The 19856-nt window shown below is 71.8% G+C and carries 19 protein-coding genes; 8 read left to right on the top strand and 11 right to left on the bottom strand.

All coding sequences use genetic code 11. From position 1 onward, the window contains the following. Window positions 1-115: 115 nt before the first annotated feature. Window positions 116-1243: an aspartyl/asparaginyl beta-hydroxylase domain-containing protein gene (locus COA07_RS07620; RefSeq protein ID WP_245842064.1), complete on the top strand. Its 1128-nt coding sequence runs from the start codon at window positions 116-118 to the stop codon at window positions 1241-1243. A 108-nt stretch (window positions 1244-1351) separates the two neighbouring features. Here the strand turns inward: COA07_RS07620 and mutS are convergent, their stop codons facing one another. Then, window positions 1352-3937: a DNA mismatch repair protein MutS gene (gene mutS / locus COA07_RS07615; protein ID WP_096640878.1), complete on the bottom strand. Its 2586-nt coding sequence runs from the start codon at window positions 3935-3937 to the stop codon at window positions 1352-1354. A 132-nt stretch (window positions 3938-4069) separates the two neighbouring features. Here mutS and COA07_RS07610 point away from each other — a divergent pair, with 132 nt between their 5' ends. After that, the gene (locus tag COA07_RS07610) at window positions 4070-4564 is read left to right on the top strand and encodes a methylated-DNA--[protein]-cysteine S-methyltransferase (protein WP_066712602.1); all 495 of its coding nucleotides are present in this window, start codon (window positions 4070-4072) and stop codon (window positions 4562-4564) included. Here COA07_RS07610 and COA07_RS07605 read toward each other — a convergent pair. From COA07_RS07605 to COA07_RS07580, 6 genes are all read right to left on the bottom strand, one after another. Beyond that, window positions 4554-5387 carry an EamA family transporter gene (locus COA07_RS07605; protein ID WP_066712604.1) on the bottom strand — a complete coding sequence of 278 codons (834 nt, stop codon included), beginning with the start codon at window positions 5385-5387 and terminating at the stop codon, window positions 4554-4556. The two genes, COA07_RS07610 and COA07_RS07605, sit on opposite strands and share 11 nt — an antisense overlap. Window positions 5388-5420: 33 nt before the next feature. After that, the gene (locus tag COA07_RS07600; protein ID WP_066712611.1) at window positions 5421-6998 is read right to left on the bottom strand and encodes a cisplatin damage response ATP-dependent DNA ligase; all 1578 of its coding nucleotides are present in this window, start codon (window positions 6996-6998) and stop codon (window positions 5421-5423) included. A gap of 55 nt (window positions 6999-7053) precedes the next feature. Beyond that, window positions 7054-7239 (bottom strand): DUF1328 domain-containing protein, encoded by a 186-nt coding sequence (locus tag COA07_RS07595; protein ID WP_066712615.1) that lies wholly within the window; start codon window positions 7237-7239, stop codon window positions 7054-7056. A 35-nt stretch (window positions 7240-7274) separates the two neighbouring features. Then, window positions 7275-7784, bottom strand: coding sequence for a Dps family protein (locus COA07_RS07590; protein WP_066712623.1), 510 nt, complete (start codon window positions 7782-7784; stop codon window positions 7275-7277). 97 nt (window positions 7785-7881) lie between these two features. Beyond that, window positions 7882-8448 (bottom strand): TMEM165/GDT1 family protein, encoded by a 567-nt coding sequence (locus COA07_RS07585; protein WP_096640747.1) that lies wholly within the window; start codon window positions 8446-8448, stop codon window positions 7882-7884. A gap of 10 nt (window positions 8449-8458) precedes the next feature. After that, complete coding sequence (locus tag COA07_RS07580) at window positions 8459-8767, bottom strand: hypothetical protein (protein WP_066487211.1); 309 nt, start codon at window positions 8765-8767, stop codon at window positions 8459-8461. 161 nt (window positions 8768-8928) lie between these two features. Between COA07_RS07580 and rpmG the strand changes: the two genes are divergently transcribed. Continuing rightward, the gene (rpmG, locus tag COA07_RS07575; protein ID WP_028967260.1) at window positions 8929-9096 is read left to right on the top strand and encodes a 50S ribosomal protein L33; all 168 of its coding nucleotides are present in this window, start codon (window positions 8929-8931) and stop codon (window positions 9094-9096) included. Between the two features lie 138 nt (window positions 9097-9234). Here the strand turns inward: rpmG and COA07_RS07570 are convergent, their stop codons facing one another. Further along, the gene (locus tag COA07_RS07570) at window positions 9235-9597 is read right to left on the bottom strand and encodes a response regulator (RefSeq protein ID WP_066713606.1); all 363 of its coding nucleotides are present in this window, start codon (window positions 9595-9597) and stop codon (window positions 9235-9237) included. A gap of 34 nt (window positions 9598-9631) precedes the next feature. Here COA07_RS07570 and COA07_RS07565 point away from each other — a divergent pair, with 34 nt between their 5' ends. The 4 genes from COA07_RS07565 to COA07_RS07550 are packed head-to-tail and all read left to right on the top strand — an operon-like array spanning window position 9632 to window position 12224. Continuing rightward, the gene (locus COA07_RS07565) at window positions 9632-9910 is read left to right on the top strand and encodes a DUF3572 domain-containing protein (protein WP_066713601.1); all 279 of its coding nucleotides are present in this window, start codon (window positions 9632-9634) and stop codon (window positions 9908-9910) included. Next, window positions 9907-10560 (top strand): HAD family hydrolase, encoded by a 654-nt coding sequence (locus tag COA07_RS07560; protein ID WP_066713610.1) that lies wholly within the window; start codon window positions 9907-9909, stop codon window positions 10558-10560. Before COA07_RS07565 ends, COA07_RS07560 begins: the two co-directional genes overlap by 4 nt. A gap of 31 nt (window positions 10561-10591) precedes the next feature. Beyond that, the gene (locus COA07_RS07555) at window positions 10592-11062 is read left to right on the top strand and encodes a RidA family protein (RefSeq protein WP_066712802.1); all 471 of its coding nucleotides are present in this window, start codon (window positions 10592-10594) and stop codon (window positions 11060-11062) included. A 31-nt stretch (window positions 11063-11093) separates the two neighbouring features. Beyond that, window positions 11094-12224 carry a GNAT family N-acetyltransferase gene (locus COA07_RS07550; RefSeq protein WP_066712799.1) on the top strand — a complete coding sequence of 377 codons (1131 nt, stop codon included), beginning with the start codon at window positions 11094-11096 and terminating at the stop codon, window positions 12222-12224. A 20-nt stretch (window positions 12225-12244) separates the two neighbouring features. On the opposite strand, the gene COA07_RS07545 is transcribed toward COA07_RS07550, so the two are convergent. From COA07_RS07545 to COA07_RS07535, 3 genes are read right to left on the bottom strand one after another with little or no spacing between them, the layout of a single operon-like run. Beyond that, a complete protein-coding gene (locus COA07_RS07545; protein WP_245842063.1) occupies window positions 12245-13939 on the bottom strand; it encodes a hypothetical protein in 1695 nt (564 codons plus the stop codon). A gap of 10 nt (window positions 13940-13949) precedes the next feature. Continuing rightward, on the bottom strand, window positions 13950-15743 hold the full coding sequence (locus COA07_RS07540) for a hypothetical protein (protein ID WP_096640745.1): 1794 nt from the start codon (window positions 15741-15743) through the stop codon (window positions 13950-13952). A gap of 20 nt (window positions 15744-15763) precedes the next feature. Continuing rightward, window positions 15764-17275 carry an NAD(P)/FAD-dependent oxidoreductase gene (locus COA07_RS07535; RefSeq protein ID WP_066711561.1) on the bottom strand — a complete coding sequence of 504 codons (1512 nt, stop codon included), beginning with the start codon at window positions 17273-17275 and terminating at the stop codon, window positions 15764-15766. A 143-nt stretch (window positions 17276-17418) separates the two neighbouring features. On the opposite strand from COA07_RS07535, the gene COA07_RS07530 reads away from it, so the two are divergent. Further along, window positions 17419-19845 (top strand): hypothetical protein, encoded by a 2427-nt coding sequence (locus COA07_RS07530; protein ID WP_245842062.1) that lies wholly within the window; start codon window positions 17419-17421, stop codon window positions 19843-19845. The last annotated feature ends 11 nt before the right edge of the window (window positions 19846-19856 follow it).

Raw genomic sequence — 19856 nt, 5'->3', positions numbered from 1 at the left:
CCACACTCACCGCCCTCCTCCCCTTCCAGGGGAGGAATTCGCACCGGGGTACGACCGCCGGCCGATGTAGGACAGCGATCTCGCGCGGCCCGCGACCTTCCGCTAGGCTGGCGCGATGGCGACACGGGACGGACAGGCGCAGCGCGCGCAGGCGGGATGGGCGGCGTGGCAGCGCGGCGAGGCGGGCGCGGCGCGCGAGGCGTTCGAGGAGGTCGCCGCCGCCGGGGTGGCGACGCCGCAATTGTGGCTGTTGCTGGCGCAGGCGCGCGCGGTGACCGGGGCGGAGCGCGCCGCGGTGGCCGGCGCGCTCGACCGGGTGCTGGCCGCCGAGCCGTTCAACCTCCACGCGCTGGTGATGCGCGGCGACCATGCCGAGGACGATCGCGCCGCCTGCTCCTTCTACGGCCTGGCGCTGTCGCGCGCGAGCGAGGCGGAGCGCCGCCAGCCGATGCTGGTGGAGGCGCAGGCGCGGCTGGCGGCGGCATCCGCGCGCTTTTCCGACCATCTGCGCGCGCAGGTGGCCAATGCCGATGCCGGGCCACGCTTCGCCGAGGCGGTGGCGCTGGTGACGGGCGAGAGGCAATTGTACCTGCAACAGCCGACCAGCTTCTTCTTCCCCGGCCTGCCGCATCGCCAGTTCTTCGACGCGGGCGAGTTCGACTGGGCGCCCGCGCTGACCGCTGCGGCGCCCGCGATCCGTGCCGAGCTGGACGCGCTGATCGCCAGCGGATCGGGGGCGCAGCCCTATGTGCAGAGCGATGCGCGGCGCGCGAACCGCGGCCACGCGCTGCTCGACGATGCGCGGTGGAGCGCGTTCCACCTGATCGAGAACGGCGCACCGCATCCGCTCAACGCCGCGCGCTGCCCGGCGACGCTGGCGGCGCTGGCGCAGGCGCCGCTGCCGCAGATTGCGGGCCGCTCGCCGATGGCGCTGTTCTCGGTCCTGCAGCCGCACACCCATATCCCGCCGCACAACGGGATGCTCAACACGCGGCTGATCGTCCACCTGCCGCTGATCGTGCCGGACGGCTGCCGGCTGCGCGTGGGGAACGAGGAACGCGCGGTGCGCGCGGGCGAACTGATGATCTTCGACGATTCGATCGAGCATGAGGCGTGGAACGACAGCGACGACGGGCGCGTCGTGCTGTTGTTCGAGGTATGGCGCCCGGAACTGAGCGCGGCGGAGCGCGACGCGCTGACGACGCTGTTCGGGGCGATCGGCATCTATCAGGGCGGGCAGTAAAGGCGGGGCAGCAGGACGTCGCCCCAGCGAAGGCTGGGGCCTCTGGCCGCCGGCCGCGCGCTTGCGGCATGAGATCCCAGCCTTCGCTGGGATGACGGCCAGCAGCTGCTACCCCTCCGCCCCCGTCTCCCGCGCCAGCGCCTTCAGCCGGTACAGCGTGTCGAGCGCTTCGCGCGGGGTCAGCGCGTCGACGTCGATCGCCTCCACCTCGGCGCGGATCGCGTCGCACGCTTCCTCCTCGGCCTGCGCGGCGGCGGCGAACAGCGGCAGGTCGTCCAGCCCGGCGGCCAGCCCGCCGGTCTTGGCGCGGCCCGCCTCCAGCTTCGCCAGCACCGCCTTGGCGCGCTGCACCGTGGCGGGCGGCATTCCCGCCAGCCGCGCCACCGCCAGGCCGTAGCTGCGATCGGCGGGGCCGTCCGCGAGTTCGTGGAGCAGCACCAGCTCGCCCTTCCACTCACGCGCGCGGACGTGGTGGAGGCTGAGCGCGTCGCAGCGTTCGGCCAGCCGCGTCAGTTCGTGGTAATGCGTCGCGAACAGGCAGCGGCAGCGATTGTCCTCATGGATCGCCTCCACCACCGCCCAGGCGATGGCGAGGCCGTCGTAGGTGGAGGTGCCGCGCCCGACCTCATCCAGGATCACGAAGCTGTCGGGGGTCGCCTGCGCCAGGATCGCGGCGGTCTCGACCATCTCGACCATGAAGGTGGAGCGGCCGCGCGCCAGATTGTCCGACGCGCCGACGCGGCTGAACAACCGGTCGACCAGCCCCAGCCGCGCGGCGGCGGCGGGAACGTAGCTGCCCGCCTGCGCCAGCACCGCGATCAGCGCATTCTGGCGCAGGAAGGTGGACTTGCCGCCCATGTTCGGCCCGGTCACCAGCCACAGCCGCGATCGGTCGCCCAGCACGCAATCGTTGGCGACGAAGCGGTCGCCGGAGCGTGCCAGCGCCGCCTCCACCACCGGATGGCGGCCATCGCGCACCTCGAAACAGGGGGTGTCGGCGAACGCCGGGCGCGCCCATGCCCCCTCCACCGCGCGTTCAGCCAGCGCGGCGGCGACGTCGATCCGTGCCAGCGCATCGGCAGTGGCCGCGATCGCGTCGCGGCACGCGAGCGCGGCGGCGGTCAGCTCCTCCAGATGCGCCGCCTCCGCCGCCAGCGCATGGGCGCCCGCCTGCGTCACGCTGGTGGCGACATCGTGCAGTTCGGGCGCGTTGAAGCGGACGACGCCGGCCAGCGTCTGGCGGTGGGTGAAGCCCGAATCGGCGCGCATCAGCGGGTCGGCGGCCTTGGCCGGCACCTCGATATGATAACCGAGCACGCCGTTGTGGCGGATCTTCAGCGTGGCGATGCCGGTGCGGTCGCGGAACGTCGCCTCCAGCGCGGCGATCGCGCGGCGCCCGCCGCTGCCGGTGTCGCGCAGCGCGTCGAGCGCGGCGTCATAGCCCGCGGCGATATAGCCGCCGTCCGAAGCCTCGATCGGCGGGGCGGGCACTAAAGCGCGCTTGAGCAGGTCGATCAGCGCCCCGTGGCCGCGCAGCCGTGGCGCCAGATCGGCGAGCAGCGCGGGGGCTGCGTCGATCGCGCCCAGCCGGTCGCCCAGCGCCCAGGCGCCGTCCAGCCCGTCGCGCAGCTGCGCCAGGTCGCGCGGGCCGCCGCGCCCCGCCGCCAGCCGCCCGAGCGCGCGGCCGATATCGGGCAGCGCGCGCAGCGCCGCGCGCACGCGGTCGCGCAGGGCCGCATCGTCGTGGAACAGCGCGACCAGCGCCAGCCGCGCCTCGATCGCCGCACGCGCCATCAGCGGCGCGCCGATATCGGCGGCCAGCAGCCGCGCGCCCGCGCCGGTGACGGTGCGATCGACCGCGTCGAGCAGGCTGCCCTTGCGCGCGCCTGATTGCGTCGCGGTCAGTTCCAGGCTCTCGCGCGTCGCCGCGTCGATCGCCATCGCCTCGCGCGCGGCGAGCAGCACCGGGGGGCGCAGGAACGGCAATTGCCCCTTGGCGGTGTGATCGAGATACGCGACCAGCCCGCCCGCCGCGGCCAGCGCGGCGCGCCCGAACGTGCCGAACCCGTCGAGCGTCGCGACGCCGAACAATCGCTTCAGCCGCGCCTCGCCCGCCGCGCTGTCGAAATCGGCGCGCGGGCGCCACACGGTGGCGGGCGCGTCGCTGCCGTCGGCGGCGACCACCTCCGCCGCGGCCAGCCGGGCCAGTTCCGCACCCAGCCCGGCGGCATCGCAGGCGATCACCTCGAACCGGCCGGTGGATACGTCGGCGGCGGCCAGCGCGATCTCGCCCCCCGCCTCGCCCACCGCGACGCACCAGTTGGCGGCGCGCGCATCCAGCAGCGCCTCCTCCGTCAGCGTGCCGGCGGTGACGACGCGCACGATCGCGCGGTTGACCAGCGCCTTCGACCCGCGCGCCTTGCGCGCCGCATCGGGCGTCTCGGTCTGCTCCGCGATCGCGACGCGGTGCCCCGCCTTGATGAGGCGTTGCAGATAGGCGGTTGCGGCATGGACGGGGACGCCGCACATCGGCACCTTTTCCCCGGCATGTTCGCCGCGTGCGGTCAGCGCGATGTCCAGCACCTGCGCGGCGATGCGCGCATCGTCGAAGAACAGTTCGAAGAAATCGCCCATGCGGTAGAAGAGCAGGCAATCCTGCGCCTCGGCCTTCAGCGCGTGATATTGCGCCATCATCGGGGTGGGGGTGTCGGCCATCGCGGCGGGATAGAGCGGATGGCGGGCCGGTGCAAAGCGGGTGTTGAGCCGGACGGTTCGGGCGCAAGCGGCGGGACGCGCGGCGCGGCGCGATCCGCTATCGCGGGCGACATGACGCTCTATTCCGCCCCGTTCGATTCGCCGGTCGGCACGCTGACGCTGGTCGCCGACGATGCCGGCCTTATCGCGATCCTGTGGCCCGACGATGCGCCCGGGCGGGTGCGGCTGGAGGACGCGCGCGACGACGCCGCGCACCCGGTGCTGTCCGCCACCGCCGCGCAGCTGGCCGAGTATTTCGCGGGCGGGCGCACCGCGTTCGACCTGCCGCTGGCACCGCGCGGCAGCGATTTCCAGCGCGCGGTGTGGCGCGCGCTGGACACGATCCCGTTCGGCGAGACGCGCAGCTATGCCGATATCGCGCGCGCCATCGGCCGGCCGGGGGCGGCGCGCGCGGTCGGGGCGGCGAACGGGCGCAACCCGATCTCGATCGTCACGCCCTGCCACCGCGTCGTCGGCACATCGGGCGCGCTGACCGGCTTTGCCGGCGGGCTGGCGACCAAGCGATGGCTGCTGGCGTGGGAAGCGCGCGGGGCCGCTATCGCATGAGGATCAGCGCGGCGCCGGTCAGGATGCCCAGCACCGCGCCGACGCGGCGCGCATCCACCCGTTCGCGCAGCGCGACGACGCCGATCACCAGCGCGGTGACCATCCCCGTCTCGCGCAGCGCCGCCAGCGGGGCGGTCGGGCCGAGCGCGAAGGCCGACAGCGCCAGGCCGTAGGTGACGATCGACAGCGCGCCGGCCACCGCGCCGGGGCGCCATTGCGTGCGCAGCTGGCGGAAAATGCCGCCGCGCGATGCCGCGCCGAACATCGCCAGCACCACCGCCCCCATCACCACGAACAGCCAGACGATATAGCTGCCCGGCGTCGGCGCCGCGCGCACGCCCTGCGCATCGACGACCGTATAGCCCGCGATGGTCAGCCCGGTGAACAGCGACCAGCCCAGCGCCGCGCCGCCGATATGCCGCCCGACCGCCAGCATCAGCATCGCCGCGACGATCAGCGCGATCCCCGCCACCTGCGCCGGCGTGGCGGGTTCGCCCAGGATGCCGATCGTCACCAGGGCGGTGACCACCGGGGCGGTGCCGCGCAGCACCGGATAGGCGGCGGTCAGGTCCGCGACCTGATAGGCGCGGATCAGCGCATAGAGATACACCGCATGGCCCGCCGCGCTGGCCGCCAGCCAGCCCCATGCGCCGTGCGGCAGCGGGACCAGCGCCAGCGCGGGCAGCAGGATGATCGCCGCCGCGCCGTCGGTGAAGGCGCGCGCCGCCATCTTGTCGCGCCCGCCCTTCACGATCGCGTTGACGACGGCATGGATCGACCCGGAGGCGATCATCATCGCGGCGGCGAGCGGATAGGCGGACATGCCCCGTCCGTAGCGCAGCGCGCGCTATCCGCGCTACGTCACCAGCGCGCGCAGCGCCTCCAGCGTATCGGCTTCCTCGGCCGGCTTGTCGGTGCGGATGCGCGCGATGCGGGGGAAGCGCATCGCCACGCCCGATTTGTGGCGTTTCGATTCGTGGATCGAATCGAACGCGATTTCCAGCACCAGCGACTTCTCCACCTCGCGCACCGGGCCGAAGCGCGCCAGCGTGTGCCCGCGCACGAACCGGTCGAGCTGGCGCAGTTCCTCGTCGGTGATCCCCGAATAGGCCTTGCCCACCGGCAACAACTCGCCCTCGGCGGTCCAGCAGCCGAAGGTATAGTCGCTGTAATAGGACGATCGCCGACCGTTGCCGCGCTGCGCGTACATCATCACGCAATCGGCGGTCAGCGGATCGCGTTTCCATTTGTACCACAGCCCGGTGCGCCGCCCGGCGACATAGGGGCTGTCGCGCCGCTTGAGCATCACCCCCTCGATCGCGGCGTCGCGCGCGCCGGCGCGGATCCCCTCCAGCGCGGTGAAATCGGGCGCGTCGATCACCGCGCTGACGTCGAAACGCGCGGGATCGAGCCGCGCGGCGAACGCCTCCAGCCGTGCGCGCCGCGCGGTCCAGGGCAGGGCGCGCAAATCCTCGTCGCCGTCGAACAATATGTCGTACAGGCGGACGAAGGCCGGCGCCTCCGCCAGCATCTTCGCCGATACCAGCTTGCGCCCGAGCCGCTGCTGGAGCGCGTTGAAGCTGCCTGCCTCGCCCGCCTGCGCCTGGCCGCGCACCATCAGCTCCCCGTCCACCGCGCCGTACGTGGAAAAGGCGGCGGCGACGTCCGGGAAGGCGCGGGTCACGTCGTCGCCAGTGCGGCTGTACAGGCGCGTTTCCCCCGCGACATGCACCAGCTGGACGCGGATGCCGTCCCATTTCCACTCGGCGGCATAATCGGCCAGGTCGACGCGCAATTCCTCCAGCGGATGCGCGAGCATGAACGGGCGGAACACCGGCACGTCGGCGGCGGTCGGCTGCTCCCCCGTCCCCTCCGCCCAGGCGAACAGCGCGGGATAGGGCGGGTCGATGCCGTGCCACACCTCCTCCACCGCATCGACATCGAGGCCGAAGGCATCGGCGAGCGCCTGTTTCGCCAGCCGCGCGGATACGCCGACCCGCAGGCCCCCCGTCGCCATCTTGATGAGCGCGAAGCGTTCGTCGGCGTCCATCCGGTCGAGCATCTCCGCCAGCGCGGCGGGCGCATCGGAGCGCGACAGGTGCAGCAGCCGCTCGACCACCGCGGCGACGCCGAGCGATTCGGTATCGTCGGGCGGCACCGTCGGTTCGGGCCACAGCAGCGCGACCGTTTCGGCGGTGTCGCCGACATAGTCGCGGCTCATGCGGAACAGCACGGGATCGACGCGCGCCTCGATCAGCGCGCGGATCACCGCGGGTTTCACGCCGGGAATGTCGATCTCCCCGGTCAGCGCGGCGAGCGCCCAGCCGCGATCGGGATCGGGGGTGGCGCGCAGATAGTCGCCGATCAGCTTCAGCTTGGCGTTGCGCGACCGGGTGTAGATGAGGGCATCGAGGAGCGCGGCGAAGGCGTGCATGTCATGCGCAACGCATCATCGGGCCGCCGCGCTCCCCGCGCCGTACATCGAACGCTCAGTCGATTGCGTCCTTCACCGCCTTGCCCGCGATCAGCCCCAGGACGAGGAAGATGACGAACAGCGCGATCGCGATGAAGAACAGGATCTTGGCGATCCCCACGAACGCGCCGCCGATGCCGCCGAAGCCGAGTGCGCCCAGCACCAGCCCGACGATGAGGAAGATGACGGCCCATTTCAGCATGGCGGCGCTCCGTTACGTGGGGGTGGAAATGCGGATCAGCCCTTGCGGCTGGCCTCGAACAGGAACCAGGCGCGTTCCTCGGCCTGGTCGGTCCATTCGTCGACGATGCCGCTGGTGGCATTGTCCTTGGCTTCCTCGGCGGCGTCCTTCACCTCGCGGAAGCGTTCGACCAGCTTGAGGTTGTCGTCGCGCAGTTCGGCCAGCATGTCGGCCGGGCCAACGAATTCGCGGTCGTTGTCGACGATCGACTGGCGGCGCGAAATGTCGCCGATCGAGCGCAGGGTGGTGTTGCCGGTCTTGCGCACACGCTCGGCGATGGCATCGGTCACCGCCAGGATCTGCGCCGCCTGATCGTCCATCAGCAGGTGATAGTCACGGAAATGCGGGCCGGACACGTGCCAGTGGAAATTCTTGGTCTTGAGGTACAGCGCGTAGCAATCCGCCAGCGAGGCGTTGAGCGCGTCGGCGACACTGCGCGTGTCGTTGCGCGCCAGATCGGTCGGGGTCTTCAGGGCGGGGTTGGTCTCTGCCACGGTCGGCTCCATGCGGCTGGGATTTGGTATCGCTGCTGTAACGACGCGCGCGGCGAATGGCTCCGGCAAGAATCTCGTTCAGGGTGAGCGGTGCGTCAGATCAGCGGCGTCAGATCAAGGAAAGGGCCGACAGGCCGGTCACCACGCCCGCGATCGTCAGCACCGCCGCGCTGCCAAGCCGGATCGCGCGGTGCGGCAGCCGCTGCCACCCCGCCTCCCCCAGCGCCACCGCCGCGGCGACGACCGCCAGCGCGCCGATCGTCGCGCCGACCGCCGCCGCCCAGGGCAGCACGCTGCGCGCGCCCAGCGCCGCGGCGACGAACTGCATCCGGTCGCCCAGCACCATCACGAACAGCCCCAGCAGCGCGGTGGCGGCGCGGCCGATCCGCCAGCCGGCCAGATCGTCGGGCCGGCGATGCCGCCATCCGGTCCCCAGCCCCGCCAGCAGCAGCGCGAGCGCGAGCAGCAGCAGCCGCGCCTCCGGCGTCAGCAGCGGCGCGACCGCCAGCCCGGCGGCGACCCCGATCGCGTAATTGACCGCCAGCGCGACCGCGGCGGCCGCGACGACCAGCGCGGGCGCGCGCCAGCGATCGGCCAGGATCGCCGCCAGCCACCCGGTCCGGTCGCCGGCCTGGGTGATCGCGCCCAGCACCAGCGCCGCCATCAGCGCATCCATCGGCGCCCGATCAGTGCGCGAAGCGGACCGTGCAGGCGGCGGCGAAGGCGCGGGAGGCGGCCTCGTCCTGCCGGTCACTGGCCACCGCCTCGGCCAGCAGCGCAAGCCAATGGTGGACCAGCGCGCCGCGCTCCCCGCGGGCCAGCGCCGATTCGAGCAGATGCGCCACGGTCACCGCGGGCAGCATATGGTGCCGGTGCGCGATCGCGCGGATGCGATCGACGTCGCCGGCGATTCGCGCCGGCCCGCCGCGCCATTCGATCGCCGCGATACGGTGCGACAGTTCCGCCTTCACATCCGTGATATCAGTGGCTTGCATCGGTCCTGCTCCTCGATGGACAGCCTCTCACACACCGGTTACGGCGGGCTTAATCGCAGGGCGGCGCTTGACTTGCGCGCGCAGTTGCGCCAATCGCCCGCGTCTGTCGCGGCGGAGGTGCCTTCGCCGCTATTTTTCGTTCATTCGCTTAGGAATTGGTCATGGCCAAGCCGACCACCGTCAAGATCAAGCTCGTCAGCACCGCGGACACCGGCTTCTTCTACGTCACCAAGAAGAATCCGCGCACCAAGACCGAGAAGCTGAGCTTCAACAAGTACGACCCGGTCGTGCGCAAGCATGTCGAGTTCAAGGAAGCCAAGATCAAGTGACCGGCCGAGTCGCGTAGGCGACCGTCCGGTCATCCCGGCGAAGACCGGGATCCAGGCCAAGGACGCGACGCCGCGACTCGTCATCACGTTTACCGGGAGCCGCAGGCATGCTGCCAGCGGCTCTTTTCGTGCGTCGGGTCAGACCAACTGGCTGACCGCCGCCATGAAGCGTGCCAGCGTGATCGGTTTCGACACATAGGCATTGGCGCCGGCGGCCCGGATCCGCTCCTCATCCTCGCGCCCGGCATAGGCAGTGACCGCCATGATCGGGATGTGGCGCAGCGCCTCGTCCTGCTTCAGTTCCAGGATCAGTTCGTAGCCGGTGACATGCGGCATCTGGATGTCCATGACGATCAGGTCGGGCGTCACCTCGCGCGCGCGCGCCACCGCCTCGCGCCCGTCGCGTACCGGCTCGACGGCGAAGCCGTGCGCGCGCAGCAGGTCGCAGAACAGCTTCAGGTTCAGTTCGTTGTCCTCGACAACGAGCACGGTTTTTGCCACGCGGGATCGGTCTCCTCCGGCGCGACGATAGAGAATGGTTCCGACCGACACAAATCAGATTGACGCCGCGACGGTGGCGTTGGCCGCGCTCGGCTGGACGCTGGGCGACGACGATCGCGCGGCGCGGCTGGTGGCGCTGACCGGGCTGGCACCGGGCGACCTGCGCGCGCGGCTGGGCGAGCCGGCAGTGCTGGCGGCGGTGCTGGCGTTCCTGGAGGCGCATGAGCCGGACCTGATCGCCTGTGCCGAGGCGACCGGCACCACGCCCGTGCGGCTGGTCGCGGCGCGTGCGGCGCTGGAGCAGGCGGCATGACGCGCCCCCACCCCCGGGGGACCCGCCCCCTGCTGATCTGCGACTGCGACGAAGTGCTGCTGCACATGCTGCGCCACTTCTCCGCGTGGCTGGACGAGGCGCATGACGTCGACTTCGCGTTCGGCAGCTGGGAACTGGCGAAGAACATGAAGCGCCGCGGCGACGGCCCGCCGCTGACGCAGGAGGAGATGCGCGGTTTCCTGGGCGGGTTCTTCCCGCACCAGATGGCGCGCCAGACGCTGGTGCCGCACGCGCGCGAATCGCTGGCGTGGCTGGCCGAGCGCGCGGACATCGTGATCCTCACCAACCTGCAGGACGATTGCCGCACGCACCGCATCGAACAGCTGACCGCCTTCGGGATCGAGCATCGCGTCGAATGCAACCAGGGCGGCAAGGGCGGGCCGGTGGCGCAGTTGGTCGCCGAACATGGCGATCCCGTCACGGTGTTCGTCGACGACCTGCCGCACCACCACCAGTCGGTCGCCGAGCATGCCCCCGGCGTATGGCGGCTGCATATGGTGTCGGAGCCGGAACTGGCGCCCGGCGTCCCCACCGCGCCCGCGGCGCATGCACGGATCGACGACTGGCGCGCGGCGCGCGAATGGATCGCCGACCGCTTCGCCGCAGGAGCGGCGGCGGCAGCGGCTTGACCGCGCGCGCGCGCCGCCGCAAGCAGCGCGCATGACCGATCGCATCGACCGCACGCTCCAGGAACTGGGGCTGGAACTGCCGCAGGCCGCGGCCCCCGTCGCCGCCTATGTCCCCGTCGTCGAGGCGGGCGGGCTGCTCCACATTTCCGGCCAGCTGCCGTTCCGCGACGGCGCGGTCGTCACCGGGCGGCTGGGCGACGACGTGTCGCTGGAAGCGGGGCAGGACGCGGCGCAGCGCTGCGCGCTGATGCTGGTCGCGCAGATCAAGGCGCATATCGGCAACCTGGAGCGCGTCGTGCGCATCGTGAAGCTGGGTGTGTTCGTCAATTCCACCCCCGACTTCATCGACCAGCCCAAGGTGGCGAACGGCGCGTCGGAACTGATGGTCAAGCTGTTCGGCGACGCGGGCAGGCACGCACGCTCCGCGGTGGGCGTCGCGGTGCTGCCGCTGGGCGCGGCGGTGGAGGTCGATGCGATCGTCGAGGTCGCGCCCGCCCTTTGATCGCGGCCGCGCGCGCCTTACATCAGGCGCGATGACCCCGCTTACCGCGCGAATCGCCGACGGCGTCGCCGCCATCCCCGCGGACCAGTGGGATGCGTGCGCCGGCGCCGCCAACCCGTTCGTCGGCCACGCCTTCCTGACCGCGCTCGAACGGTCGGGCAGCGTCGGCGGGCGCAGCGGGTGGCAACCGATCCCGATCGTGGTGGACGGCGCTGATGGCGCCCCCGCCGCCATCGCGCCGGCCTATGCCAAGACGCACAGCCAGGGCGAATATGTCTTCGACCACGGCTGGGCCGATGCGTGGGAGCGCGCGGGCGGCAGCTATTATCCCAAGCTTCAGGTGGCCGCGCCCTTCACCCCCGTGCCCGGCCCGCGGCTGCTGCTGCGCGATCCGGCCGCCGCGCCTGCGCTGATCGCCGCGATCGAGGCGGTGACCGACCGGCACCAGCTGTCGTCGGCGCACGCCACCTTCGTCGCGCCGGCGCAGCTGCCCGCGTTCGAGGCGGCCGGCTGGCTGATCCGCGAGGGGACGCAGTTCCACTGGACCAACCACGGCTATGCCACGTTCGACGATTTCCTGGACGCGCTGGCCAGCCGCAAGCGCAAGGCGATCCGCAAGGAACGCGCCGCCGCGGTCGAGGGGCTGACGATCCGCCACCTGACCGGGGCGGCGATCGGCGAGCGCGAGTGGGACGCCTTCTGGACGTTCTACCAGGATACCGGCAGCCGCAAATGGGGGCGCCCGTACCTGACGCGCGCGTTCTTCCCGATGCTGGGCGCGGCGCTGGGCGAGCGCGTCCTGCTGATCCTGGCGGAACGCGACGGGGTGCCGATCGCGGGCGCGCTCAACCTGATCGGGGCGGACACGCTGTACGGCCGCTACTGGGGCTGTACCGAGGACGTGCCGTTCCTGCATTTCGAGCTGTGCTATTACCAGGCGATCGACGCGGCGATCGCACGCGGGCTGGCGAGCGTCGAGGCGGGCGCGCAGGGCGAGCACAAGCTGGCGCGCGGCTATGCCCCGGTGCCGACCTGGTCGGCGCATTACATCCCCGACCCCAATTTTCGCCGCGCGGTCGCCGATTTCGTCGCGCGCGAACGCGCCGCGGTGGAAAGCGAGCAGACGTTCCTGGAAGAGCTGACCCCGTTCCGCAAGGGGTAGTGCCGGTCGGTCGTGCCCGCTCAGTCGTGCCCGGTCAGCCGGTTCTGCTCGGCGCGCACCTGTTCCAGCCGTTCGCGCCGTTCCTGCCGTTCGCGGCGGCGCTTCATCGCCTCGATCAGCCATTTGGGCACGCCCAGTTCCTCGTCGGTCGCGGTCGGCGCGGGCACGTCGTGATCGACGCGGAACAGCACCGAATCGCTTCCGTCCGCGCGCCAGATCGGCACCAGCCCGGCGGTGTAGCGCGGGTTGTAGGCGGGCGGGCGGATCAGCCAGACATAGTCGAACGCATCGCGCGGGAAGCGCGCCAGCGCGTAATTGACCGGGCGCCACCATTCGCGCGCGCACTTCACCTCGGTCACGATCTGCGTCGGGTCGTGCGCGAAGCCGCCGGCGGCGCGATAGCGGACGGTCAGCAGCTGCGCGCCGGCCATCGACCATTGATCGTCGGTATAGGCCATGCGCCGTTCCAGCGCGATCGCGGGCAGGTGTTCCAGCCGCGACATGCGCCAGGCGTTGTGGCAATTGTGCCCGACGAAGCCGATCACCTTCGCCCCCACCGGCAGGTGCGGCAGCGCGGCCAGTTCGGTGTCGTAATCGCGATCGAACTGCCAGTAGCTGATCGTGGTGCCGCCCAGCCGGATCAGGAAGAACGCCAGCCCCAGCCCCGCCAGGATCGCGCCGTGGCGGATCGTCGTCCCCGGTTTCGGCCGGATCGCGATGATCGCGATGGCGACCATGTACGGCGCCATGCGCATGTCGGCATAGGCCGATCCGAACACGATCCGCGGCAGCACGATATAGACCGCCAGCATGAACAGCGCCGACAGGCCCAGGTGCCGCGAATAGCCGATGCGCGGATCGCGCAGCGCCTTGAACAGCACCAGGTAGATGACCGCCATGCTGCCCACGTCGAACCACAGCCAGCGGTCGCGCAGCGCCATCAGCACCCAGGCGATCTTGGTGCGCCAGTAGAAGAAGTCGGCGGTCTGCCCGGTGACGTCGTCGCCCGATCGCCACGCGACCATCAGCAGCATCGGCAGCGCCAGCGGGACGCAGCCCAGCCCGGCGCGCACCCACGCCGCCAGCCAGTGCCCGGCGCCGGTATCAGCGCGCCGGTCGTGCTGGCGGATCAGCTCGCTGGAAAAGGCCAGCACGCCCAGCACGCCCCAGCCGAACGTGTGGCACACCCACAACAGGCACGACAGCGGCACGAAGACGGCCGCGCGCAGGCCGATCCGCCCCTGCCGCGCCATCCGCACCCACAAGGCGAACAGGCACAGCGCCAGCCCCATCGACAGCGCGAAATTGACGAAGCCGAACTGGAACGGATAGCTGTAGGCCAGCGGCAGCGCGAACAGCGCGGTGGGCGGGATGCGCCCGTGCACCTCGCGCGCGATCCACAACAGCCCCGCCACCGTCAGCAGCGGGATCGCCATCACGATCAGCTTCACCGCCGGTTCCAGCCCGATCAGCGGCGCCAGCGGCTCGATCAGCAGATCGACCCCCAGGTTGCCGATCAGCGACCATTGGAAGCGGAACCACTGGTCGAACCACGGATACAGATCGCGGTCGAGCTGGACGCGGTAGCGGCCCATATGGCCGGGCAGGTCGACGATCGGCGGGATATCCGGCCAGATCAGCGGCACGCACGCCGCCAGCGCGGCCGCGATCACGAACCAGCGCGTCTGCCACCAATGGAGCCGGTCCCCGTGCATCCGCAGCGCCTTAGGGGTTCGCGGGCGGTCCCTGCAAGGGGCGGATGACGCGCCAGGCCAGTGCCGGCCCCTTCACCGCCACCGGGCGCAGCCACGCGACGCGCTCGCCGCGCTCCAGCCGCGCCCACAATCCTTGCGGCGCGGTGAAGCGGTAGAGATCCAGTTCGTTCATTCCGGGGCAGGCGACCAGATAGTCCGCACCGCTGGCCAGCACGATCGTGCGCGCGGTGTCGGGCGCGGCGGTGAAGGCATGGATCACCGTGTCCATCGCCGCCGCGCCGCGATGGTATCCGCCCGCGATCGCGCGGTGCGGGGTCGCCGCCAGCAGCGCGGGGGTGACGTCGATCGGCGCGAACAGCGTCGCCGGCGGCAACGCGCCCACCGTCGCGATATCGGCGGCATTGGCGCAGGCGCGGCGATGCGCCACCAGCCCCGCCTCCGCCGCCGCATCCGTCGTCCCCGCGACCAGCGTCAGGAGCGAGGCGACCTGTCCCGGCGAGGCGAGCAGGAACGCAGCCACCGTCGCGACGATGCGCGGGCCGGCGGAGTCGATCCGCCGCGCGCGGGTCAGCAGCGCCAGCAGCAGCGTCGCCGCGCCGGGCACCGCCAGCGCATTGGCGGTGCCGCCCGCGCGATTGACCATGATCGCGATCCCGAACGCCGCCGCCTGCAACGCGATCAGCAGCGTCCAGCGCGCGCGGATGGCGGGATCGCCGGCCAGCGCGCGCGCGCGCACCGCCCCGACCAGCCCCATCACCGGCAGGCCGATCGTCACCGCGGCCCAGTCGATGTCCTGTTCCCACAGCGGCCGGCCTTCCCGGACGAGCACGTACCAGAGGCGGAACACCCGCGGCGGCAGCGTCGCGAACGGTCCCGACAGGCAGGCGGGCGACAGCGCCGCGACCGCCCCGCCCGCCAGCGCGCCGCCCAGCGCCAGCGCCGCCAGCCGCGCCGGCAGGCCCAGCCGCGCCACCGCCGTCGCCAGCAGCACGCCGGCCGCCGCTGCGCCCAGCGCCGCGATCCATCCCGGCGCCATCGCATCGCACGCCGGCGCCCACATCGCCGGCCCGCGCGTCGCCGCCTGGAGCAGCGCGGCGGTGACGAACAGCGCCACCGCCAGCGCGGGCGCGCGCGCGTCGACCGGGCGCCACGCCCAGACGAGCACCGCGATCGCCGCGATCGCGGCGGCGATCGGCAATCCTTCCAGCGATATGGTCAGCAGCGCGCCCAGCGCCGCGCCCGCCAGCGCGCCCATGCGCCACGACGGCGCGGCCAGCAGCGCGCGCACCGCCACCAGCGTCAGCACGATCTGCCACCCGTGGTGGTCGATGCGCAGCGGGCGCATCTGTGCCAGCAGCGGCGGGGCGAAGGCGATCATCAGCACCGACAGCGGCACCGGCGCCATCCCCGCAAGGCGCCGGGTGATCGACGCGACCAGCGCCATCGCCGCCAGCAGCGTCAGCATCGGCACCAGCACCGCCGCGACCCGATCGGCCGCGACCGCCCCCAGCAGCGGGCGCAGCGCGAGCATGACCGCGGCCAGCGGCAGGTCGACCAGCCGCGACCAGTGCATCGGGAAGGCGCCGCCGTTCAGCCGGTGCTGCGCGACGTCGAACCAGCCCTGTCCGGCCAGCCAGTCGCGTACCTCGACGATGCGCATCGCATCATCGGCATCGGGAAAGCGCAGCGCGGCGATATCGCCGGCGCTGATCGCCAGCAGGATCAGCGCGGTGAACAGCCACCCGCCCAGCACCGCCGCGACGAAGCGGCGGTCGTCGGACGGCGCGGGAAGGTCGGCGGACAAGGGGGCAGACCGACGGCGCGTCAGGCCGCCTTCAGCCGGCCCGGCACCTGCCGCACGCTGGCGAGCGCGGCGGCTTCGCCCTCGCTGCCGGCCTCGTGATATTCGGCATCCTCGTTCACCGCCCAGATGTCGTAGACGCGCGCGCCGGCCTCGATATTGCGGACGGTCAGCATCGCGGTCATCATCGCGTGATCCTGGTTGTTGTAGCGGTGCATGCCGTTGCGCCCGACGCAGTGGAGCGTGGGATAGCGCGCCTCGATCTCGCGGCGCAGCATGTCGACGTTCTGGGCATAATCCTCGTCATAGACGGGATAGGCCTTTTCCTGGCGCACCACCGCGCCGCCCTCGACATGCGCGGGATCGCACAGGCCCAGCGCGGCCATCTCGGCGGTGGCCAGCGCGATCAGTTCCTCGTCACTGGACGACCACAGGCCGTCGCCCTCGAAGCAGAAATATTCGAGGCCCACGCACGCGATCGCCGGATCGGGGACCATTTCGGGCGACCAGCTGCGGAAATTCTGGATGCGGCCGACCTTCACCTTGGGATCGTGGATGTAGATCCAGTTGTCCGGGAACAGATCGGGCGAGCGGATCATCAGCGCGACGGTCAGGAAATCGCGATACTTGAGGTTCGCGGCCTCCGGCAGCGTCGCGGGCAGCGGGTGGAGCCGGCTGGCCAGCTCGCGCATCGGCGCCGAGGAGATGACGTGCGCGGCGTTGATCGCCACGCCCGCATCGCCGTGCGTCGCCGCGACCGTCCACCGCTGCGTCGCGCCGTTGAAGGTCAGCTGGCGCAGGGCATGGCCCATCATGACATGCCCGCCGCGCTCCACGATGCGGTCGCGCGCGGCATCCCACATCATCCCCGGCCCCAGCCGCGGGTAGCGGAAGCTTTCCAGCAGCGTCTTGGTCTGCATCCCGTCGTTGGGCACCTTGTTCAGCCCCAGCGACCGCTTCAGCCCGTCGACCACCGCGCCCCACAGCGACAGCCCCTTGATCCGCTGCGCCGCCCAGTCGGCGCTCATCTCGTCGCAGGGCATCCCCCACACCTTCTCGGTATAGGTCTTGAAGAAGATCGAATAGAGCTTCCGGCCGAAGGCGTTGACGGTCCAGTCCTCGAAGCTCTTCACTTGGCGGTTGGGCAGCAGCTTCGCCTTGGCGAAGCTCAGCATGCACAGCGTCGAGCGCACCAGCCCCAAATTGCCCAGCGCCTCGAACGCGCGCAGCGGATAGCTGTAGAACTTGCCCTCGTAATAGATGCGGCTCATCCGCGGGCGTTCGATGAAATCGTCCGGCAGGATCTCGTTCCAGAGGTCGACGACCTCCTTCGACCGCGAGAAGAAGCGGTGCCCGCCGATGTCGAAGCGGAAGCCGTTGTGCTCCACGGTACGGCTGATCCCGCCGACATAGACGGGATCCTTCTCGATGATCGCCACCGAATAGCCCGCCTTGGTCAGCAGATAGCCGGCGGTCAGCCCCGCCGGCCCCGCACCGATGATCGCGACGTCCACCACCGCGCCCTCTTTGGCCATCCGTCGTCCCCGCCCCTTGCCGGCTGCGCCCGATCGCGCATGGTTCGTCGCCGGACATGCCGCAGGATGGTTGACGGACCGTTAACGCCGCCCGCCCCGCCGACGGTGGCCAGCGGGCGCGCGGCTGTTCTATAGGGGCGGACATGCGGGCGATGCGACACGGGCTGACCACGGCGGCGCTGGCCGCGACCTTCCTTGCCGGTGCGATCCCGGCGGCGGTGCGTGCGCAACAGGCGAGCAACAGCTTCGACCTGGCCGGACCGCCGCTGACCATGACGGTGACGCGCGGCGATGCCACGCTGCCGATCGGGCAGGTGCCGGGCCTGCGCGCGGGCGACAGGCTGGTGCTGAAGGCCGACCTGCCCGCCGACCAGGCGGCGCGCTACGTCCTCGTCCTCGCCTTCCTGCGCGGGGCGACCAATCCGCCGCCCAAGAACTGGTTCTTCCGCGCCGACACCTGGGTGCCGAAGAAGGGGACGATCACCGCCACCGTGCCGGAGGGCGCGGAACAGGCGATCGCGCTGCTCGCCCCCGAAACGGGCGGCGATTACGGTGCGGTGGTGCAGGCGGTGCGCGGGCGGCCCGGCGTGTTCGTGCGCGCGGCGCAGGACCTGTTCCAGGCGTCGCTGGACCGTGCGCGGCTCGACGCCTTCGTCGCCGGCATCGCCCGCGCCGAGGAGGCATCGGCCGAGCGGCTGGAGCCGGTGTCGACCGCGCTGGCGGGATCGCTGGCGATCCGGCTGGACGCCAATTGCCTGTCGCGCCCGCGCGCGTTGCAGGCCGCCTGCCTGACGCAGAACCGCGAGGGGATGGTGCTGCAGACCGGCGGCGGCGCGTCGCTGGCCGAGACGATCGGCGGCACAACCACCCAATTCGCCTACAGCCTGGCCGCCACCAAGGAAGCGGGCGCGGGGCTGTACAGCCCGTACATCTCGCTGGCGCGCGATTTCGCGCGGCTGTTCGGCGTGTTCCGCAGCGCCAATTACCAATATGCCCCCACGCTGGCGGTCAGCCACGGCGACCGGATGCGGTTGCAGCTCAACAACCCGCCGTCGTTCCAGAACCCCAAGTCGGTGCTGGTCGTCCCGCTGCCCGCGATCGGCGCGGGCGCGCCGCCGACGCTGCGCGCGGGCAGCAAGGCGCCGCTGTGCCTCGTGCGGCCCGGACAGGTGCTGCCGCTGGAGGATGCGCCGCTGGTGTTCGCCACCGATTATGCGCGCGACCTGTCGCTGCGGCTGACGCTGGCGGACGGCAAGACGATGGACATGCCGGTCACCGCCGACGCCGCGCGCGGCGGGCTGGTCGTCGCGCTGGATAGCGCGCGGCTGGGGCAGCAGACGATCGGCGAGGCGGTGCTGACCGGGCGCTGGGGGTTCGACACGTTCACCGGCCCGCGCTTCCTGCTCCAGAACGGTGCGCCGACCGCCTGGGCGCCGAAGCCCGACAATGCGGTGGTGGTGGGGCGCGACACGCCGCTGACGCTGCAGGGCGGCGCGGCATCGTGCGTCGAGCAGGTGTCGCTGCGCGACCGCGCCGGCGCGGTGAAGGCGGTGGCGTGGAAGGCGAGCGGCGCGGACGAGATCACCGCCACGCTGCCGCTGGCGCGCACCCGCGCGGGCGAACTGACGCTGCTGGTGTCGCAATATGGCGACGCCGCGCCCGCCGCACTGACGCTGAAGGGGCAGAGCGAGGCGAGCCGGCTGGAGGGGTTCACGCTCTACACCGGCGACAAGGACGGGCGGCTGGTCGGCGCGCGGCTGGACCAGGTGGCGAAGCTGGAGGTCGCGGGGCTGACCTTCACCCCCGGGCCGCTGACGCGCGACCCCGGCGGCGGCGACCGCATGGTGCTGACCACCGACGGCGCGACCGAGACGGTGGCGCTGGGCATATCGGACGCCAAGGTGACGCTGGCGGACGGGCGCACCACCAATGTCCGCGCGACGATCACCCCGCCGCGCCCGCGCGTGGAGCTGATCAGCCGCAACGTCGATCCCCCCGCCCCGGCGGCCGGCGACGTGGCGCTGCCGCTCACCCTGCCCGACAACGTGCTGTCGCAGGATGCGCGGCTGACCTTTTCGGCGCGCGCGGTGAACACCCGGCTGAGCGCGGCGGACGCGATCGAGGTGGCGACGGCGGACGACAGCGCGAGCGCGAAGCTGACCGTCGCGGGCGGCGGGTTGCAGCTGCTGGGCGGCGACGTGGCGGTGGCGACGCTGTCACCGCGCGCGCTGCTGGGCGCGGGCGCGGTCGGCGCGATCAAGATGCGGCTGGTGCAGGGCGACCTGGCCGGCGAATGGCAGCCGCTGGCGCGGGTCGTCCGCCTGCCGCGCGTCACCGGTGTCACCTGTCCCACGGCGACCGGCGCGTGCACGCTGACCGGCGAGCAATTGTTCCTGATCGCGGGCGTCGCGACGGAGGCCGATCCGGCCAGGGCGCAGGCGGTGCCGCTGGGCTTCGTCGGCGAGAAGCTGGAGGTGCCGCACCCCGCCAACGGCGCGCTATTCCTGAAGCTGCACGACGCGCCCGGCGACATGGTGCGGGTGACGGTGCCCGCGAAGCGGGGGAAGTAGCGGGGGCGCGG

Source organism: Sphingomonas adhaesiva (assembly GCF_002374855.1).
GTDB lineage: Bacteria > Pseudomonadota > Alphaproteobacteria > Sphingomonadales > Sphingomonadaceae > Sphingomonas > Sphingomonas adhaesiva.
Note: the sequence above shows the minus strand (reverse complement) of the source record. Positions and strands in the feature narration are given on the sequence as shown.

What these genes read in the sequence shown, in the direction of transcription:
- COA07_RS07620 (WP_245842064.1), top strand. Translation starts at nt 116, where the DNA reads ATGGCGACACGGGACGGACAGGCGCAGCGCGCGCAGGCGGGATGGGCG.
- mutS (WP_096640878.1), bottom strand. Translation starts at nt 3,937, where the DNA reads ATGATGGCGCAATATCACGCGCTGAAGGCCGAGGCGCAGGATTGCCTG.
- COA07_RS07610 (WP_066712602.1), top strand. Translation starts at nt 4,070, where the DNA reads ATGACGCTCTATTCCGCCCCGTTCGATTCGCCGGTCGGCACGCTGACG.
- COA07_RS07605 (WP_066712604.1), bottom strand. Translation starts at nt 5,387, where the DNA reads ATGTCCGCCTATCCGCTCGCCGCCGCGATGATGATCGCCTCCGGGTCG.
- COA07_RS07600 (WP_066712611.1), bottom strand. Translation starts at nt 6,998, where the DNA reads ATGCACGCCTTCGCCGCGCTCCTCGATGCCCTCATCTACACCCGGTCG.
- COA07_RS07595 (WP_066712615.1), bottom strand. Translation starts at nt 7,239, where the DNA reads ATGCTGAAATGGGCCGTCATCTTCCTCATCGTCGGGCTGGTGCTGGGC.
- COA07_RS07590 (WP_066712623.1), bottom strand. Translation starts at nt 7,784, where the DNA reads ATGGAGCCGACCGTGGCAGAGACCAACCCCGCCCTGAAGACCCCGACC.
- COA07_RS07585 (WP_096640747.1), bottom strand. Translation starts at nt 8,448, where the DNA reads ATGGATGCGCTGATGGCGGCGCTGGTGCTGGGCGCGATCACCCAGGCC.
- COA07_RS07580 (WP_066487211.1), bottom strand. Translation starts at nt 8,767, where the DNA reads ATGCAAGCCACTGATATCACGGATGTGAAGGCGGAACTGTCGCACCGT.
- rpmG (WP_028967260.1), top strand. Translation starts at nt 8,929, where the DNA reads ATGGCCAAGCCGACCACCGTCAAGATCAAGCTCGTCAGCACCGCGGAC.
- COA07_RS07565 (WP_066713601.1), top strand. Translation starts at nt 9,632, where the DNA reads ATGGTTCCGACCGACACAAATCAGATTGACGCCGCGACGGTGGCGTTG.
- COA07_RS07560 (WP_066713610.1), top strand. Translation starts at nt 9,907, where the DNA reads ATGACGCGCCCCCACCCCCGGGGGACCCGCCCCCTGCTGATCTGCGAC.
- COA07_RS07555 (WP_066712802.1), top strand. Translation starts at nt 10,592, where the DNA reads ATGACCGATCGCATCGACCGCACGCTCCAGGAACTGGGGCTGGAACTG.
- COA07_RS07550 (WP_066712799.1), top strand. Translation starts at nt 11,094, where the DNA reads ATGACCCCGCTTACCGCGCGAATCGCCGACGGCGTCGCCGCCATCCCC.
- COA07_RS07545 (WP_245842063.1), bottom strand. Translation starts at nt 13,939, where the DNA reads ATGCACGGGGACCGGCTCCATTGGTGGCAGACGCGCTGGTTCGTGATC.
- COA07_RS07535 (WP_066711561.1), bottom strand. Translation starts at nt 17,275, where the DNA reads ATGGCCAAAGAGGGCGCGGTGGTGGACGTCGCGATCATCGGTGCGGGG.
- COA07_RS07530 (WP_245842062.1), top strand. Translation starts at nt 17,419, where the DNA reads ATGCGGGCGATGCGACACGGGCTGACCACGGCGGCGCTGGCCGCGACC.